Annotated in this window: 17 protein-coding genes; 7 read left to right on the forward strand and 10 right to left on the reverse strand. The window is 71.2% G+C overall.

Translation table 11 applies throughout. The features are described 5' to 3' along the window. Positions 1-5: 5 nt before the first annotated feature. Positions 6-1709: a sodium:solute symporter family protein gene (locus M8C13_RS29830; RefSeq protein WP_252484059.1), complete on the reverse strand. Its 1704-nt coding sequence runs from the start codon at positions 1707-1709 to the stop codon at positions 6-8. Positions 1710-1896: 187 nt separating this feature from the next. Here M8C13_RS29830 and M8C13_RS29835 point away from each other — a divergent pair, with 187 nt between their 5' ends. Both M8C13_RS29835 and M8C13_RS29840 read left to right on the forward strand, forming a co-directional pair. Continuing rightward, positions 1897-2259: a zf-TFIIB domain-containing protein gene (locus tag M8C13_RS29835; RefSeq protein ID WP_252484060.1), complete on the forward strand. Its 363-nt coding sequence runs from the start codon at positions 1897-1899 to the stop codon at positions 2257-2259. A gap of 17 nt (positions 2260-2276) precedes the next feature. Next, on the forward strand, positions 2277-2933 hold the full coding sequence (locus tag M8C13_RS29840; protein ID WP_252484061.1) for an AAA family ATPase: 657 nt from the start codon (positions 2277-2279) through the stop codon (positions 2931-2933). On the opposite strand, the gene M8C13_RS29845 is transcribed toward M8C13_RS29840, so the two are convergent. Beyond that, a complete protein-coding gene (locus tag M8C13_RS29845) occupies positions 2903-4303 on the reverse strand; it encodes an alpha/beta hydrolase (RefSeq protein WP_252484062.1) in 1401 nt (466 codons plus the stop codon). The two genes, M8C13_RS29840 and M8C13_RS29845, sit on opposite strands and share 31 nt — an antisense overlap. Before the next feature lie 32 nt (positions 4304-4335). Beyond that, complete coding sequence (gene nucS / locus M8C13_RS29850) at positions 4336-4995, reverse strand: endonuclease NucS (protein WP_252484063.1); 660 nt, start codon at positions 4993-4995, stop codon at positions 4336-4338. Between the two features lie 119 nt (positions 4996-5114). On the opposite strand from nucS, the gene M8C13_RS29855 reads away from it, so the two are divergent. After that, positions 5115-6518, forward strand: coding sequence for an amino acid permease (locus M8C13_RS29855; protein ID WP_252484064.1), 1404 nt, complete (start codon positions 5115-5117; stop codon positions 6516-6518). Between the two features lie 52 nt (positions 6519-6570). Further along, entirely contained in the window at positions 6571-7062 is a 492-nt protein-coding gene (locus M8C13_RS29860) for an NUDIX hydrolase (RefSeq protein ID WP_256509955.1), read from the forward strand. Positions 7063-7400: 338 nt separating this feature from the next. Here M8C13_RS29860 and M8C13_RS29865 read toward each other — a convergent pair whose 3' ends face one another. Together M8C13_RS29865 and M8C13_RS29870 are read right to left on the reverse strand one after the other, a co-directional pair. Then, complete coding sequence (locus tag M8C13_RS29865) at positions 7401-8174, reverse strand: enoyl-CoA hydratase-related protein (protein ID WP_252484066.1); 774 nt, start codon at positions 8172-8174, stop codon at positions 7401-7403. A 17-nt stretch (positions 8175-8191) separates the two neighbouring features. Then, entirely contained in the window at positions 8192-9700 is a 1509-nt protein-coding gene (locus M8C13_RS29870; RefSeq protein WP_252484067.1) for an FAD-dependent monooxygenase, read from the reverse strand. 60 nt (positions 9701-9760) lie between these two features. Here M8C13_RS29870 and M8C13_RS29875 point away from each other — a divergent pair, with 60 nt between their 5' ends. Further along, entirely contained in the window at positions 9761-10366 is a 606-nt protein-coding gene (locus M8C13_RS29875; protein ID WP_252484068.1) for a TetR/AcrR family transcriptional regulator, read from the forward strand. On the opposite strand, the gene M8C13_RS29880 is transcribed toward M8C13_RS29875, so the two are convergent. Further along, positions 10354-11304, reverse strand: coding sequence for a GlxA family transcriptional regulator (locus M8C13_RS29880; RefSeq protein WP_252484069.1), 951 nt, complete (start codon positions 11302-11304; stop codon positions 10354-10356). The genes M8C13_RS29875 and M8C13_RS29880 overlap by 13 nt on opposite strands. Positions 11305-11375: 71 nt before the next feature. Between M8C13_RS29880 and M8C13_RS29885 the strand changes: the two genes are divergently transcribed. After that, on the forward strand, positions 11376-11957 hold the full coding sequence (locus M8C13_RS29885; RefSeq protein ID WP_252484070.1) for a cysteine hydrolase family protein: 582 nt from the start codon (positions 11376-11378) through the stop codon (positions 11955-11957). Here the strand turns inward: M8C13_RS29885 and M8C13_RS29890 are convergent. Together M8C13_RS29890 and murA are read right to left on the reverse strand one after the other, a co-directional pair. Further along, positions 11917-13941, reverse strand: a complete 2025-nt coding sequence (locus tag M8C13_RS29890; protein ID WP_252484071.1) for a protein meaA — start codon at positions 13939-13941, stop codon at positions 11917-11919. The genes M8C13_RS29885 and M8C13_RS29890 overlap by 41 nt on opposite strands. A gap of 89 nt (positions 13942-14030) precedes the next feature. After that, the gene (gene murA, locus M8C13_RS29895; protein WP_252484072.1) at positions 14031-15299 is read right to left on the reverse strand and encodes a UDP-N-acetylglucosamine 1-carboxyvinyltransferase; all 1269 of its coding nucleotides are present in this window, start codon (positions 15297-15299) and stop codon (positions 14031-14033) included. Between the two features lie 56 nt (positions 15300-15355). On the opposite strand from murA, the gene M8C13_RS29900 reads away from it, so the two are divergent. Continuing rightward, complete coding sequence (locus M8C13_RS29900; RefSeq protein WP_252484073.1) at positions 15356-15928, forward strand: cob(I)yrinic acid a,c-diamide adenosyltransferase; 573 nt, start codon at positions 15356-15358, stop codon at positions 15926-15928. A 53-nt stretch (positions 15929-15981) separates the two neighbouring features. On the opposite strand, the gene M8C13_RS29905 is transcribed toward M8C13_RS29900, so the two are convergent. Next, positions 15982-16413 (reverse strand): DUF2550 domain-containing protein, encoded by a 432-nt coding sequence (locus tag M8C13_RS29905; RefSeq protein ID WP_252484074.1) that lies wholly within the window; start codon positions 16411-16413, stop codon positions 15982-15984. Positions 16414-16437: 24 nt separating this feature from the next. Continuing rightward, positions 16438-16803, reverse strand: coding sequence for a F0F1 ATP synthase subunit epsilon (locus M8C13_RS29910; RefSeq protein WP_252484075.1), 366 nt, complete (start codon positions 16801-16803; stop codon positions 16438-16440). Between the last annotated feature and the right edge of the window lie 113 nt (positions 16804-16916).

The raw sequence follows: 16916 nt of genomic DNA on the forward strand, positions 1-16916 counted from the left end.
CTCCCTCAGCCGACGAAGATGTTGAGCAGGATGGTCAGCACCAGCACGCCGCCGCCCAGCAGCGCGGGCGAGCGGTACCAGCCGGCGTCGTCGCCGGTCTTGGAGTGGGTGCGGGTCTCCTTCGGCGTCAGGCTGTAGACCAGGCCGACCAGCTCGGAGTCCGGCTTGGGCTTGGTCGCCAGCGAGACCGCGACACTGACCAGGATGTCCACCACGAACGCCGCGCCCGCGCCGATGAAGCTGGCGCCCTGGCCGGGCAGGTCCAGCACCTGGATGCCCAGCTTCGGCTCCGACAGCAGCCACACGATGACCGCGGCCAGGGTGCCCGCGACCAGGCCGGTCCAGCCCGCGGTCGGGGTCATCCGCTTCCAGAACATGCCCAGGATGAACGTGGCGAACAACGGCGCGTTGAAGAAGGAGAACAGCGCCTGGATGTAGTCCATGATGTTGGACCCGCCCAGGTTCGCCGCGATGAACGCGGTGCCGATCGCGATCACGCACGCGCCGACGGTGGCCAGCCTGCCGATCCGCAAGTAGTACTCGTCCGGCCGGTCCTTGCGGACGTAGTCCTGCCACAGGTCGTAGGTGAAGACCGTGTTGAACGAGCTGACGTTGGCCGCCACACCGGCCATGAACGAGGCCAGCAGACCGGCGATGGCCACGCCGAGCACGCCGTTGGGCAGCAGGTCGCGCATCAGGTACAGCAGGACCTGGTTGTACTCCGCGCCGGAGCTGTGGTCACCGGCCTTGATCGCGGCGATGTCCGGCACCAGGACCGCGCCGATGATGCCGGGGATGATGATGATCGCCGGGATCAGCGCCTTGGGGTAGGCGCCGATGATCGGGGTGCGCCGGGCGGCCGACATGCTCTTGGCCGACATCGCGCGCTGGACCTCGGCGAAGTTCGTGGTCCAGTAGCCGAAGGACAGCACGAAGCCGAGGCCGAAGACCAGGCCGATGACGCTGAGCGTGCCGTCGGCGATGCCGGTCAGGTTGCTGGCCGGCCAGGTGGACAGGTTCTGCGCGCCGCCGGTGCTGGCGGTGACCTTGGCGACCAGGCCCTCCCAGCCGCCGATCTTGTGCAGCGCGATGATCGTGATTGGCGCCAGCGCGGCCACGATGACGAAGAACTGCAGCACCTCGTTGTAGATGGCCGCGGACAGCCCGCCCATCGTGGTGTAGGCGAGCACGACCACCGCGGCGATCACGATGGACAGCCAGATCGGCCAGCCGAGCAGCACGTTGATGATCACCGAGAGGGCGAACAGGTTGATGCCTGCGATGAGCACCTGCGCCACCGCGAAGCTCAGCGCGTTGACCAGGTGCGCGGGGCGGCCGAACCGCCGTCGCATGAACTCGGGGACGCTGCGGACCTTGGATCCGTAGTAGAACGGCATCATGACCAGGCCGAGGAAGACCATGGCCGGGATGGCGCCGATCCAGTAGTAGTGCACGGTGGCCATGCCGTACTGGGCGCCGTTGGCCGTCATGCCCATCAGCTCGAGAGCGCCGAGGTTGGCCGAGATGAAGGCCAGCCCGGTCACCCACGCCGGCAGCGAACGGCCGGAGAGCAGGAAGTCGAGACTGGTGGACACCGAGCGTCGGGCCATGTAGCCGATGCCCAGCACCAGTACGAAATACACCGCGAGCAACGCGTAGTCGAGCAGGCTTGCGTCTAGACGCAGGCTCGAAGCGGCGAGCGCTTCCACCCGGGCTCCACCTCCAAGGTCAGCACGGTCGTCGTCCGACGTGACGGCGGTACCGTAATGCCTTCATCACAGGTCAGCTACACAGAGGTCAGGGGCCTCTCCATCGATGCAGGTGGGAGCGCTTTCAAATTTCCGGCCTGTGGATGTCTCCCACAACCGGGCGGGAAAGCTGCGTACTCTCGCATATGTGATTTGTCCGAAGTGCCAGAACGTGATGCAGACCGTGGACCGCGGCGGGGTGCACATCGAGCAGTGCCAGGGCTGTCGGGGGATCTTCCTCGACCGCGGCGAGCTCGAGCAGATCGCCGGCGCCGAACGCAACTACTACGCGGCCGCGCCGCCGCCCCCGCCGCCCATGGCGCCGGGGTACCGGCACGACTCGCCGCCCCCCTACGGCGGCCACCGCAGCCACGGTGGCCACGGCCACCGGGACTCCCCGCCGCCCTATGGCGGGCACCGGCCGGGCCACCGCGACTCACCGCCCCCCTACGGCGGCCACGGTTACGGCCACAAGCGGAAGAAGAGCTTCCTGGAAGGGCTGTTCGACTGATTCCCGGTCCGAACCCCGTGGACCTCAAGATCTGCGTCAACTGCGGCGACAAGGCCGAGGTCCCGGTGGTCCTGCCGGGCGATCCGGTCCTGCTCTGCGTGCGTTGCGGACATCGGCAGCCGTTCCTGCGGCTGCCGATGTTCGCGCTCACCGGGCCCAGCGGCACCGGGAAGTCCACCGTGGGCAAGATGCTGACCGCCGAGCTGGGCGACGCGGTCGTGGTCATGGAGCAGGACGTGCTGTGGTCGGCCGGGTTGCAGGACCCGGCCGACGACTACCGCGTCTTCCGCGCCACCTGGTTGCGGATGGTCGCGATGGTCAACCAGAGCGGCCGTCCGGTGGTGCTGTGCGGCACCGTGGTGCCGGTCCAGTTCGAGCGGCTGCCCGAACGCGCCTTCCTCGGCGACATCCACTACCTGGCGCTGACCTGCGCGCCGGACCTGCTGGCCAGCCGGCTGCGCGCGCGGCCCGCCTGGCGGGAGTGGGACGACGAGGACCGGATCACCGAGATGCTGGAGTTCAACGAGTGGGTCCGGGCCAACGCGGCCACCATGGACCCGCCGATGGAACTGCTGGACACCACCGGCATCAGCCTGGCCGAGTCGGTGCGGGTGGTGACCGACTGGGTGCGCAGGGGGCTGGCTCAGGAGAAGGGCAGCCGGTCCACCGGGTAGGTGGTCCCCGGCGGCGGTAGCCGGACCGTGCGCAGGTAGTCCTCGATCGCGCCGATCAGCGCGGGACTGTGCGGGATGTGCCCCGCGCCGTCCGCGACGACCAGCCGCGCGTTGCCCAGCAGCCGTTCGGCCCGCCGCGCCCCGTCCAGCGGCGTGGTGGGGTCGATCCGGTTGTTGGTCAGCAGGATCGGCGCGGTGCGGCGGTGGAACGGGCCGGTGTAGCGCTCGGCGGGTTCCGGCCAGTACGCGCAGGCGTCGACCAGGTGCAGCCACATCCGGCCGAACAGCTCACCGCGGCGGTCGGACTCGGCGGCCAGTTCCGGCCAGCGCGCGGGGTCGCGCGGGTAGGCGGAGTCGGTGCACTGCACGGCGCGGAACTGGTCGAGTCCGGCCGCGGGCGAGGGTTCGGCGGCAATGGCGGAAAGAGTGGCGGCCAGGTCCGTCCAGCGGTCGGTGTCGTACAGCGCGACGGTGATGCCCGCGATCAGGTTGGCGTAGTCCCCCGGCGAGACCCGCGCCTTGGCCAGCGCCGCCTCCGCCGCGCGGCGCACGGCGGCCGGATCAGCGCCTTGTGCGGTCAGCGCGCACCGGGGTCCGGCCGCGGCACAGGTCGCCAGGAAGTGGTCCCAGGTGGCGGCGGTGGCGGCCGGGTTGCGGCCCAGTGCCCAGTGCTGCCACTGCTTCGGGTCGACCACCGCGCTCAGCGCCATCGCCCTGACCCGGTGCGGGAACAGGTTGGCGTAGACCATGCCGAGGTAGGTGGCGTAGGACGCGCCCCAGTAGTTCAGCCGGGACTCGCCCAGCGCGCGGCGCAGCAGGTCCAGGTCCCGCGCCACGTCCAGGGTCGAGACGTGCCGGAGCAGGTCCCCGTTGGCGGCCGCGCACCGGCGCGCGTACTCGGCCTTCTTCGCCGTGTTGGCCGGTTCCTGGGCCGGGGTGGCGGGAAAAGCGGGCTGGCCGGCCCAGAACGCGTTCTCCTGCTCGGCGGAGTCGAAGCAGCGCACGCCCTCGCTGCGGGCCACGCCGCGCGGGTCCATCGCGAGCAGGTCGAACTCCGGGAAGCGGTCCGGGTTCCGGCGCAGCGCGTCGTGCGCTTCCTGGCCGGGGCCGCCCGGCTGGTTGACCAGCACGCCGAGCCGCCGGGCCGGGTCCAGCGCGGGGCGGCGGATCACCTTGACCGTGATGGCGCGGCCGTGCGGCCGGCGGTGGTCCAGCGGAGCGCGCAGGTCCGCGCACTCGAACGGCGGGCCGCAGGGCTGCCAGCGCAGCACCGGGGTGGCCACCCGGTCCACCGGGTCGGCGGCCGCTTCCGCCGGTGGCAGCGCGGTGGCCGCCAGCGTGATCGCGAGCAACAACAACCTCAGCCGCACCGGACCCCCCGAGCGAATCAGAACAGAGCGAATCAGAACAGGCGGAACTCGTCCGACTCGATGCCGCGCAGCGCGTCGTAGTCCAGGGTGACGCAGCGGATGCCGCGGTCCTCGGCCAGGGTTCGGGCCTGCGGCTTGATGATCTGCGCCGCGAACACGCCCTTGACCGGGGAGAGCAGCGGGTCCCGGTTGAGCAGCTCCAGGTACCTGGTCAGCTGCTCCACACCGTCGATCTCGCCGCGGCGCTTGATCTCCACGGCCACCGCGGCGCCCGCGCCGTCCCTGGCCATGATGTCCACCGGGCCGATCGCGGTGGGGTACTCACGGCGGACCAGCGTGTAGCCCTCGCCGAGGGTGGCGATGTGCTCGGCGAGCAGTTCCTGCAGGTGGGCTTCGACGCCGTCCTTGACCAGGCCGGGTTCGGGACCCAGCTCGTGCGCGGAGTCGTGCATGACCTCCTCGAGGGTGATCACCAGCTTCTCCCCCGCCTTGTTCTGCACGGTCCAGACCCCCGGGTCCTGGATCAGCCAGCAGGGCGGGCTCATCCAGTTCAGCGGCTTGTAGGCGCGGTCGTCGGAGTGGATCGACACCGAACCGTCGGCCTTGATCAGCAGCAGCCGATTGGCCATGGGCAGGTGGGCGGTCAAACGTCCGACGTAGTTGACCTGGCAGCGGGCGATGACGAGGCGCACCGCGACAGGTTAGTGACTGCCTGGCACAGCCGTTTCACCGGCGCTCCAATGCGGGGTCGTATTCGACAAGTCACACCGGACTGGAGGCCGGACTGGACCGGGCGGTAGGTTCGCGCCTCGTGCCGCCGAACAGCCAGCGCAGCCTGCTGCGCACCAAGCCAGTGGAACAGCTCACCAGCGAGGGCGAGCACAGTGGCCTGCGCCGGAGCATGGGGCTGATCTCGCTGGTCTCGCTCTCCGTCGGCGCGACCCTGGGCACCGGGATCTTCGTGGTGCTCGGCGAGGCCGCGCCCAAGGCGGGTCCCGCGGTGGTGGTCTCCTTCGCGCTGGCGGCGCTGGCCGCGCTGTTCTCGGCGCTGTCCTACGCCGAGCTGGCCGGCGCGGTGCCGGTGTCCGGCTCGGCCTACTCCTACACCTACGCGACGCTGGGCGAGCTGGTCGCCTGGGTGTGCGGCTGGTGCCTGCTGCTGGAGTACGGCGTGTCGGTGGCCGCGGTCGCGGTCGGCTGGGGCGGGTATCTCAACGTGTTCCTGGAAGCCACCATCGGGGTGCGCATCCCGGAGGAGCTGGCCGCGCCGCCGGGCGCCGGTGGCGTGGTGAACATCCCGGCCGCGGTGGTGGTGCTGCTGGCCACCGCGGTGCTGCTGGCCGGGGTCAGGGAGAGCGCGCGGGCCACCACGGTGACCACGATGATCAAGGTCGGCGTGCTGGTGTTCTTCGTCGCGGTGGCGGCCACCGCGTTCAACACCGGCAACATGACCCCGTTCGCGCCGGAGGGCCTGGTCGGCATCGCCGGTGGCGCCTCCGCGGTGTTCTTCTCCTTCATCGGTTTCGACGCCGCCTCCACCGCCGGTGAGGAGGCGCGCAACCCGCAGCGCGACCTGCCGAGGGCGATCATGATCTCGCTCGGCATCGTGACCTTCGTCTACGTGGCGGTCGCGCTCACCGCGATCGGCGCGATCGGGGTGGACAAGCTGAGTGCGAAGGGCGCCTCGCTGTCCACGGTGATGGCCGAGGTGACCGGATCCGGCTGGGCCTCCACCGTGCTCGCGGTTGGCGCGGTGATCGCGATCGCCTCGGTGGTGCTGACCGTGCTCTACGGCCAGACCCGGGTGCTGGTCTCGATGTCGCGGGACGGCCTGATGCCGCCGGTGTTCGCCAAGGTCGGCTCCCGCGCGGTGCCCACCACCAACATCCTGGTGGTCGGCGTGCTGGTGGCGATCCTGGCCGCGCTGGTGCCGCTGGGCGAGCTGACCAACGCCACCAGCATCGGCACCCTGGTGGCCTTCGGACTGGTCAACGTGGGCGTGCTGGTGCTGCGCCGGACCAAGCCGGACCTGCCGCGCTCCTTCCGCACCCCGCTGATGCCGCTGGTGCCGCTGCTCGGACTGGCGCTGTGCGTGATCCTCATCGTCGGCCTCGGCGCCACCACCTGGATCGCGTTCCTGATCTGGACCGCGGTCGGCCTGGTGCTCTACTTCGCCTACGGCAGGCGGCGCTCGCGGCTCAACAACGACGCCTAGGGTGGGGATTGTGGACAAGGTCGACACCCGTGAGGTCTACGCGAACGCCTGGATGACGGTGCGTGAGGACGGCATCCGCCGCGCCGACGGCTCCCTGGGCATCTACGGCGTGGTGGACAAGCCCGACTACGCCCTGGTCATCCCGCTGGACGGGGAACGGCTGCACCTGGTCGAGCAGTACCGCTACCCGATCGGCCTGCGCCGCTGGGAGTTCCCGCAGGGCACCGCGCCGAACCGGGCCGAGCTGGACACCGCCGAGCTGGCCGCCCGCGAGCTCCGCGAGGAGACCGGTCTGCGCGCCGGGAAGATGACCGACCTCGGCCTGCTCGACGTGGCCCCCGGCATGTCCAGCCAGCGCGGCCGGGTGTTCCTGGCCACCGAGCTGACCACTGGCCCGCCGGAGCGCGAGCACGAGGAGCAGGACATGCGCACGGCCTGGTTCGCCAGGGCGCGGTTCGAGGAGATGATCGCCTCGGGTGAGGTGACGGACGCGCAGTCGATCGCGGCGTACACGTTGCTGCTGCTGCACGAGCACCGGAGCTAGCCGGGTTCGAGCTGCGGCACGGCGCGGGTGCCGGGGGCGCGGGTGTCAGCGGCGAAGTGCTCGCCGAGACGCGCACCGGGTTCGGCATCCGCGCCGGGCGCACCTGGCCGGCAGCCGCCCAGGGCGATGTGACGGAGCCAACGCGACTGGTGCCAAGGCGACCCGGGCCATAGTCACCGCACCAATATGACCGGTCATCTTGAGCTGGCACAGCCGTCTTGGTTCGCGGGCTAGCTACAGCCGCCCTGGTTCGCGGGCTGGCTGCGACCGCCCTGACCCGCGGACTGGCTGCCCACCTTCGCGGCAGTGGCCGGGCTGACCAACGCGCTGAAGCGGGACTAGTCCGGCCACACCGGCTTGCGCTTCTCCAGGAACGCGGTCATGCCTTCCTTCGCGCCACCGGTCTGCGAGGCCGCGGCCATCACCTCCAGCGCGATCGCGTAGGCGTCCGCCTCCGGCCGGTCCAGCTGGGCGTACAGGGTCTGCTTGCCGAGGGCCTTGCTGGCGCGGCTGCCCCTGGTGGCGCGGGCGAGCAGGTCCGCGACCGCCTGGTCCAGCTCGGCGTCCGGGACCACCCGGTTCACCAGGCCCCAGGACTCGGCGGTGCGGGCGTCGATGACGTCGCCGGTGAGGGCCAGTTCCATCAGGCGTTTGCGGCCGACGGCGCGGGCCACCGGCACTGCTGGGGTGTGGCAGAACCAGCCGCCCTTGCCGCCGGGCAGGGCGAAACCGGCGGACTCGGCGGCGATCGCCAGGTCGCAGCCCGCCACCAGCTGGCAGCCTGCCGCGGTGGCCAGACCGTGCACCCTGGCGATCACCACCTGCGGGATGGACTGCATAGTGTGCATGAGCTTGGTGCACAGCTTCAGCAGTTCCCGCACGCCGAGCAGCTCGCGGTCGACCAGGTCGGCGAAGTCGTGGCCCGCGGAGAACACCGGGCCGTTGCCCGCCAGCACGATGCCGGTGGCCGCGGTGTCGGCGACCGTGACGAACGCGTGCTGGAGCTCGGCCAGGTGCTCGCCGGAGAGCGCGTTGCGCCGGTCCGGCCGGTTCATGGTGATCCGCGCGATGTCGCCGTCCACGGAGACGATCACGTTGCGATAGGCGGCCATGAGGCGACCGTAGCGCCTCAGCGGGCCGGGGTCAGCGTGGCGCCGAGCCAGGTTTCCAGCGCGGCGCGCAGGCCCGCCCGGTCCGGGTTGTCCCGGTCGGCGGCCCAGGCCACGTAGCCGTCCGGGCGGATCAGCGCCGCGGCCAGCTCGGGCCGGGACGGGTCCTCGGCCGGGAACACGCGCACGTGGTCGCCTGCCAGCCCGGCCAGCTCCGGATCGCCGGTGAGGTCGGCCAGGACCCAGCCGGCGTAGACGGGCAGGTTGAGCGGCGGGGCGAACCGGCCGGTCAGCTCGTGGCCGCCGCCCAGGTCGTAGCGGGTGTGCTGGCCCGCGATGAACTTGACCAGGTACTGGTTGGTGTCCCCGGTCCCGATCAGCTCGGTGAGCAGCTCGCGCAGCGCGGCCGCCTGCGGGGTGTTCCGCATGACCGCGACCTGGGCCCGGTTCATCCGCAGCACGAACTCCGCGGCCGGGCGCCGTTCCGCGGTGTAGGTCTCCAGCAGCGACTCCCCGGCCCGGCCCGTGGCCACCGCGGCCAGCTTCCAGCCCAGGTTGGCCGCGTCCTGCAGGCCCAGGTTGAGGCCCTGGCCGCCGAAGGGCGGGTGCACGTGCGCGGCGTCGCCCGCCAGCAGGATCCGGCCCCTGCGGTACTCCGGGACCAGGCGGGCGTTGTCGGTGAAGCGGGTGGCCACCTCGACCTTGGTCACGGTGACCTCGGCGCCGCTCACCCGGCGCAGCGCCCTGGTCAGCTCCTGCGCGGTGATCGGCGCGTCCCGGTCGGCGGGCGGACCGTCCAGTTCCACGGTGAGGATCCGGCCCGGCGTCGGGCCGTAGACCAGCACGCCGCCGGGAAGGTGTTGCCAGCCAAGGGAAAGCGCCAGCGGGTCGTCCAGCTCGACGATGGCCTGGTAGCCGGTGATGGTGGCCGGGGTGCCGGGGAAGGGGAAGCCGCCCTGCTTGCGCACCAGGCTGCGGCCGCCGTCGCAGCCGACCAGGTAGGAGCCGCGCACGGTCTCCCCGGAGGCCAGCGTGACGGTCACGCCCTCGGCGTCCTCGGCGAACCCGGTCAGCTCCACGCCTCGGCGCACCGGCACGCCGAGCCGGGCCGCCCAGCCGCCCAGGATCGCCTCGACCTCCTGCTGGGTCATCGGGTACACGCCCTCGGCCGCGCGCGGGCTGAGGTCGGGGTCGGTGAAGTCCAGCCTGGACAGGTCGAGGCCGGTCAGCCCGGCGAAGTGGCCGCCGAACCTCGCCGGCCGGTAGTCCTCAGGCAGGTCGGGGTTCTGCCGTCGCATCATCTCGACGAACCTGTTCAGGTTGCCGCCGATCGCCCGGTGCACCTCGGCCAGCAGACCGTGCCTGGCCCAGGTGTCCGCGGTGCGGGTGTTGATGGCGCCTGCCTTGACCACCTGGCTGGGCTCGGTGAGTCGTTCCAGGACGAGCACGTCCGCGCCATGGGTGCGCAGCTCGCAGGCCAGCATCAGTCCGGTGGGGCCAGCGCCTGCCACGATCACGGGTTTGGTCATGTCCCCAGCGTCCAACCAAACTTTTACCGAGTCAAATTATATGTTTGGTACATTTCCGACATGGACATGGGGCTCCGGGAGCGGAAGAAGCGCGAGACGCGGCAGCGGATCTCCAATGTGGCCACCAAGTTGTTCCTGGCCAGGGGCTTCGACGAGGTGACCGTGGCCGAGGTCGCCGAGGCGGCCCAGGTGTCCAAGATGACCGTGTTCAACTACTTCCCGCGCAAGGAGGACCTCTACCTCGACCGGCACGAGGAGATCATCGAGGTGCTGACCTCGGCGATCACCGGCCGCGGCGAGCTGTCGGTCACCGCGGCGGTGCGCAGGCTCTGCCACGAGCTGACCGCGGCCGGCCACCCGCTCTCCGGCGCGGACGACGGCGTCCCCCGGTTCTGGAGCGTGATCAAGGCCAGTCCAGCCCTCCAGCTGCGCGTGCTGGAGCACCTGCGCGACACCGAGGAGGCGTTGGTGGAACTTCTTGGCGGGCAACGGGATCCGCGGGCCTGGCAGGTCGCGGGCATGCTGCTGGCCACGGTCCGCTCGGTGTTCCTCGCCAACGCCAGGGCCGTCCTGGACGGCACTCCGGCCACGACGGTGGCCCGGCGGCGCAAGCACATCGACCACGCCTTCGACCTGCTGGAGTCCGGGCTGGGTCAGCAGACCTGATGGGTCCGGCGGTAGGCCGCCGGGCTGACGCCGAGCTCGGCGTGCAGGCGGCGGCGCAGGTTCGCCGCGGTGCCCAGTCCGGACCGCTGCGCCACCCGCGCCACCGGCAGCGCCGTGGTCTCCAGCAGCTGCCGGGCGAAGCGCAGCCGCTCGGCCTGCAACCAGCGTCCCGGCGTGGTGCCGGTGGCGGCGGTGAACGCGCGGTGGAAGGTGCGCTCGCTCATGCCGGACCGCTCGGCGAGCTCCGGCACGCCAAGGGGTTCGGCCAGCCGTTGCCGCGCCCAGTCCACAGTGGACCCGATGTCCGGGCCGTCCGGACGGCCGGGCAGCGGGGTGTCCACGAACTGCCGCTGGCCACCGGAGCGAGCCGCCGGCATCACCATCCGCTTGGCCAGCCGGGCGGCCAGGTCCGCGCCGAAGTCCCGGCGCACCAGGTGCAGGCACAGGTCCACGCCGCCGACCACGCCCGCCGAGGTGAGCACGTCGCCGTCGTCGGTGAACAGCACCTCAGGGCTCAGCCTGGCCAGCGGCGCGCGCTCGGCCAGCGCGGCCAGCAGCCGCCAGTGCGTGGTGGCCGGGCGGCCGTCCAGCACACCGGCGGCGGCCAGGGTGAACGCGCCGGAGCACAGCGAGGCCAGGGTGATCCCGGCCGCGTGCGCCTGCCGCAGCACCCGGACCGCGGCCGCGGGGACCGGCGCGTGCGGGTCGGCCCGGCCCGGCGCGATCACCAGGTCGCAGTCCAGCAAACCGGAAAACCCGTGCGTGGCACGGAGATCGCCGACCGGGTGCAGCGCCAGCGGCTTGCGGCCCTGGGTGCAGATCCGCAGCGCGAACGGGCCGATGGCGGAGTCGGTCCGGTCCACGCCCCACACCTCGGCGGGCACCGCGATGTCGAAGGTCCGGGTCCCGGGCAGCACGAGCAGGCCCACGGTGTACATGGCAGAAAAGTAGCGCATCGTGCCAGTTCTGCCACTCCCCCGCGGGCCGAGGCACAGCGCAGACTTCCGGCATGACCACCGCACTCATCCTGATCGACGTACAACGCGGCTTCGATGACAGCGCCTTCTGGGGCCGCCGGAACAACCCGGAAGCCGAAGCCAACATCCACGCGCTGGCCACCACCTGGCAGCGGGCCGGACTGCCGATCGTGGTGGTGCGCCACGACTCCACGAAGCCCGGCTCGCCGCTGGCCGCCGGCACACCCGGCAACGAGCTCAAGCCCGAACTCGACGGCATCACCCCCGCGCTGCTGGTGCGCAAGAGCGTGCACTCGTCCTTCCACGGCGACGTGGACCTGCACAAGTGGTTGCGGGACAACGGGATCGAGCAGGTGGTGACCGCGGGCATCCAGACCAACCGGTGCGTGGAGACCACCAGCCGGGTGGCCGGCGACCTCGGCTACCGGCTGCGGGTGGCCCTGGACGCGACCTTCACCTTCGACGAGACCGCACCGGACGGCTCGGTGATCACCGCGGCGGAGTTCACCAGGGCCACCGCGGCCAACCTGCACGGCAACTTCGGCGAGGTAACCACGACCGCCGCGGTGCTCGCTACCGTCCCGGCAACCCGTGCGCTTCCCGGACCACGGTGACGATCTCGTCCATGATCTCGGTCAGCTCGTAGTCCTTGGGCGTGAACACCCTGGCCACACCCCGGCTCAGCAGCACCTCACCGTCCTCCGGCGGGATGATGCCGCCCAGGATCACCGGCACGTCCTCCGCCCCGGCCGCGCGCAGGCCCTCGACCACCGCGGGCACCACCTCCAGGTGCGAGCCGGAGAGCACGGACAGGCCGACCACGTGCACGCCCTCCTGCACCGCGGCGGCCACGATCTGCGCCGGGGTGAGCCGGATGCCTTGGTACACAACCTCAAACCCGACGTCACGGGCGCGCACCGCGACCTGCTCGGCGCCGTTGGAGTGCCCGTCCAGGCCGGGCTTGCCGACCAGGATGCGCAGCCGGGAGCCGATCTCCTCACCCGTGACCCGCACCCGCTCGCGCACCACGGCCAGCGCCTCACCGGCTGGACCAGCGGCAGAGGCCGCGGCCACCCCGGTGGGCGCGCGGTACTCGCCGAAGACCTCGCGCAGCGCGCCTGCCCACTCGCCGGTGGTCACCCCGGCCTTGACGCAGGCCAGGGTGGCCTCCACCAGGTTGGCCTCGGTCTTGGCCGCGTCCCGCAGCTCGTCCAGCACTCTGTCCACAGTGGACTGATCGCGGTCCGCCCGCCAGGCGGCGACCGCCTCGGCCGCCTGCCGCTCGACCGCGGGGTCGATGGACTCGATCGACTTGGCGCCCTCGGCCTGCAACGGGCTGGGCTCGGTGGTGGTGAACTTGTTCACCCCGACCACCACGTCCTCACCGGACTCCACCCGGCGGCGGCGCTCCACCAGCGAGGAGACCAGCGCGGACTTCATGTAGCCGCTCTCCACCGCGGTCACCGCGCCGCCCATGGCCTGCACCCGGTCGATCTCCGCGCGCGCCCCGCTGACGATCTCCTCGACCTTGGCCGCCACCACCGGCGAGCCGTCGAAGAGGTCCTCGTACTCCAGCAGGTCGGTCTCATACGCCAGCACCTGCTGCATGCGCAGCGCCCACTGCTGGTCCCAGGGGCGCGGCAGGCCAAGCGCCTCGTTCCAGGCGGGCAGCTGGATCGCGCGGGCGCGGGCGTTGCGGGACAGGCTCACCGCGAGCATCTCCAGCACGATCCGCTGCACGTTGTTCTCCGGCTGCGCCTCGGTCAGCCCGAGCGAGTTGACCTGCACGCCGTAGCGGAACCGGCGCTGCTTCGGGTCGGTGATGCCGTAGCGCTGCTCGGTGATCTCGTCCCACAGCTGCGCGAAGGCCCGCAGCTTGCACATCTCCTCGACAAAACGCACCCCGGCGTTGACGAAGAAGGAGATCCGCGCGACCACCGCGCCGAAGCGCTCCGGCGGCACCTGTCCCGAGTCGCGCACCGCGTCCAGCACCGAGATCGCCGTGCACATCGAGTAGGCGAGCTCCTGCACCGGCGTCGCGCCGACCTCCTGCAGGTGGTACGAGCAGATGTTGATCGGGTTCCACTTCGGCACGTGCTGCACCGTCCAGGCCACCATGTCGGTGATCAGGCGCAGGCTCGGCCCCGGCGGGAAGACGTAGGTGCCGCGGGAGAGATATTCCTTGATGATGTCGTTCTGGGTGGTGCCGGACAGCTTGCCCAGCACCTCCTCCGGGTCCTGCCCGGCCTCGACGGCCTGCTCCTGCGCGACGGTGACGTACATGGCCAGCAGCCACATCGCGGTCGCGTTGATGGTCATCGAGGTGTTCGCGGTGTCCAGCGGGATCCCGTCGAAGAGCTGCCGCATGTCCCCGAGATGACTGACCGGCACCCCGACCTTGCCGACCTCACCCTTGGTCAGCTCGTGGTCGGGGTCGTAGCCGGTCTGGGTCGGCAGGTCGAAGGCGACCGAGAGCCCGGTCTGCCCCTTCTCCAGGTTCCGCCGGTAGAGCGCGTTGGAGGCCGCCGCCGAGGAATGGCCCGCGTACGTGCGCATCACCCACGGACGGTCGCGCTCGTGGTCGGTCGGGTACGGCATTCGCCACCTCGCTCACGACTGTGTGTGCGAGTCAGCGTACTGGCCAGTAACCAGCCTGCGAGGTGCAATTCCTCACAGCGTGTCCGGGCTCAGCGCTCCGGGTCGGCGGTGACCCGCTGCACGTCGGCGCCCAGGCGCTGCAGGTTCTCCACGAAGCGGGGGTAGCCGCGGTCGATGTGGAAGACGTCCCAGACCTCGGTGACGCCCTCCGCGCACAGACCCGCGATGACCAGGCCGGCACCGGCGCGGATGTCGGAGGCCCAGACCGGGGCGCTGGAGAGCTTCTCCACGCCGCGGACCACCGCGTGGTGGCCGTCGGTGCGGGCGTCCGCGCCCAGCCGCATCATCTCCTCGATGAAGCGGAAGCGGGCCTCGAAGACGTTCTCGGTGATCATCGAGGTGCCCTCGGAGACCGCGGCCAGCACCACCGCGAACGGCTGGTTGTCGGTGGCGAAGCCCGGGTAGGGCAGCGTGACGAAGTCCACCGCCTGTGGGCGGCCCTCCTGCACGACCCGGAAGCCCTCCTCGGTCAGCGTGACCTCGGCGCCGGCGGCGCGCAGCTTCTCCAGCACCAGGTCCAGGTGGTGCGGGTCCACGCCCTTGATGTGCAGGTCGCCCCGGGTGGCCACGGCGGCCAGCGCCCAGGTGGCGCCCACGATCCGGTCGCCGATGACCCGGTGCTCGGTCGGCTCCAGCTTGGTCACCCCGTGCACGGTCAGCGTGGAGGTGCCGGCGCCCTCGATCTTGGCGCCCATCTGCTGCAGCATCACGCACAGGTCGACGATCTCCGGCTCGCGCGCGGCGTTGTCGATCAGCGTGGTGCCCTCGGCCAGCACCGCGGCCATCAGGATGTTCTCGGTGGCACCGACGCTGGGGAAGTCCAGCCAGATCTGCGCGCCGTGCAGGTTCTCCGCCTCGGCGACCACGCAGCCGTGCTCGATGCCGCTGGTGGCGCCCAGCTTGCGCAGGCCGTTCTGGTGCATGTCCAGCGGCCGGGAGCCGATCGCGTCGCCGCCGGGCAGCGCCACCACGGCCTTGCGGCAGCGGGCCACCAGCGGGCCCAGCACGCACACCGAGGCGCGCAGCTTGCTCATCGAGGCGAAGTCGGCCCGGTGGTTCAGCTCGGCGGGCGTGGTGATCCGCGCGACGTCGCCGTCGATGTCCACCTCGCAGCCAAGACCCCGCAGCACGTCACCCATCAACGGGACGTCCAGGATCTCCGGGCAGTTCGTGATCGTGGTGGTGCCCTCGGCCAGCAAAGCTGCCGCCATGAGCTTCAACACGCTGTTCTTCGCGCCTACGACGTCGACCTCGCCGACCAGTCGTGCGCCACCCTTGACCCGGAAATGCTCACCCACGATGACCCATCGTATGGGGACGCCGGAGCGTGACCGAAACCCGTACTGTGCAGGGCATGTCGGTGCACCTCACGCGTATCTACACCCGTGTCGGCGATGACGGCACCACCGCGCTCGGCGACGGCGCCCGGGTTCCCAAGACGGACCCCAGGCTGGCCGCCTACGCCGACGTCGACGAGACCAACGCCTCGCTCGGCGTCGCGCTGGCCCTCGGCGACCTGGCCGAGGCCGTGCGGCCGGTGGTCCAGGCCATCCAGAACGACCTCTTCGACGTCGGAGCGGACCTGTGCGCCCCGATCGTGCCCGACCCGCCCTATCCCGCGCTGCGCATCACCCAGGCCTACGTGGACCGCCTGGAGGGCTGGTGCGACGAGTTCAACGCCGACCTGCCCAAGCTGAACTCGTTCATCCTCAACGGCGGCACCCCCGGCGCGGCCCTGCTGCACCAGGCCCGCACCATCGCCCGCCGGGCCGAGCGCAGCACCTGGGCGCTGCTGGAGGCCGACCCCGAGCGCACCAACAAGCTGGCCGCGAAGTACCTGAACCGGCTCTCCGACCTGCTGTTCATCCTGGCCAGGGTGGCCAACCCGGACGGCGACGTGCTGTGGGTGCCCGGCAAGAACGGCTGAGACGACTGTGGCCCGCCGGCACGAGAGCCGACGGGCCACAGGTCAGGTCTTCTTCAGGATGCCCAGGGAATGGAGCGTCCGGGCGGTGCGGACTCCAGCCAGGACAGGAAGCCGGTGAGCGCGTCGGTCGGCATCGCCAGCTCCAGCTCCAGGTCCTCGCCCCGGCAGCGCAGCACGGTGGACCCGGCAGGCACCACGTAGGTCTCCGAACCGGTCGGCTCGCGCCGGGTGTCGATCTCCAGCCCGGCCCGGCTGATCACCTTGTCCGGGCCCGAGCGCAGGCTCAGCACGCGGTACCAGGTGAACTCGTCGCCCCGGTACCGGCCGATGCCCAGGTGCCAGCCGCGTTCCTTCTCACCGAGCTGGTCGCGCAGGGCGACGTCGATGCCGCCCTGGCGCAGCAGGCGCAGCCGGCGCCAGGCGAGCAGGGCGATGGCGACCGCCACCGCAGCCAGGACCAGTCCGATGATTTCGGCGATGTCCACGGCTGCGTCCACCCGTCCCGCGCGTCAGACCGGCTGACCGGCGGCCTTGAGGCGGCTTGCGGCCCTGGCCCTGGCCGCCTCGTCGGCGTGGCTGAGGTCCTGGCGGGCCGCCTCCACGTCGATCTCGTGGCCCAGCTCGGCGCTCTCGGCCAGCACGCTCACCGTGTCGGCGGTGACCGACAGGAAACCGCCGTGCACGGCCGCGGTGACCACCTCGCCGTCGGTGGTGGTGATCCGCACCACACCACCTTCGACCAGCTGGCCCAGCACCGGCTCGTGGTTGGGCAGGATGCCGATCTCGCCCTCGGTCGTCTGGGCGACCACCATCTTCGCGGTACCAGACCACAGGCGGCGCTCGACAGCGACCAACTGGACGGACATCTCAGCCACGGGCATCTCCTTCGCGTGCTCGTTGAAGGCCAGTTTAGTCGGTGCCCTGGCAACTTGGTGGGGCGGGCCGGTGTCAGAAGTGCTGAAGGGACGAAAGAACCGGGGAGGGGGGC

It is taken from the genome of Crossiella sp. SN42 (assembly GCF_023897065.1).
In the GTDB taxonomy this organism is placed as follows: domain Bacteria; phylum Actinomycetota; class Actinomycetes; order Mycobacteriales; family Pseudonocardiaceae; genus Crossiella.

Coding starts and splice junctions, on each gene's coding strand:
- M8C13_RS29860 (WP_256509955.1), top strand. CDS start 6,571: ATGACGGTGCGTGAGGACGGCATCCGCCGCGCCGACGGCTCCCTGGGC.
- M8C13_RS29880 (WP_252484069.1), bottom strand. CDS start 11,304: ATGTACACCGTGGGCCTGCTCGTGCTGCCCGGGACCCGGACCTTCGAC.
- M8C13_RS29890 (WP_252484071.1), bottom strand. CDS start 13,941: ATGCCGTACCCGACCGACCACGAGCGCGACCGTCCGTGGGTGATGCGC.
- M8C13_RS29900 (WP_252484073.1), top strand. CDS start 15,356: ATGTCGGTGCACCTCACGCGTATCTACACCCGTGTCGGCGATGACGGC.
- M8C13_RS29885 (WP_252484070.1), top strand. CDS start 11,376: ATGACCACCGCACTCATCCTGATCGACGTACAACGCGGCTTCGATGAC.
- M8C13_RS29865 (WP_252484066.1), bottom strand. CDS start 8,174: ATGGCCGCCTATCGCAACGTGATCGTCTCCGTGGACGGCGACATCGCG.
- M8C13_RS29870 (WP_252484067.1), bottom strand. CDS start 9,700: ATGACCAAACCCGTGATCGTGGCAGGCGCTGGCCCCACCGGACTGATG.
- M8C13_RS29875 (WP_252484068.1), top strand. CDS start 9,761: ATGGACATGGGGCTCCGGGAGCGGAAGAAGCGCGAGACGCGGCAGCGG.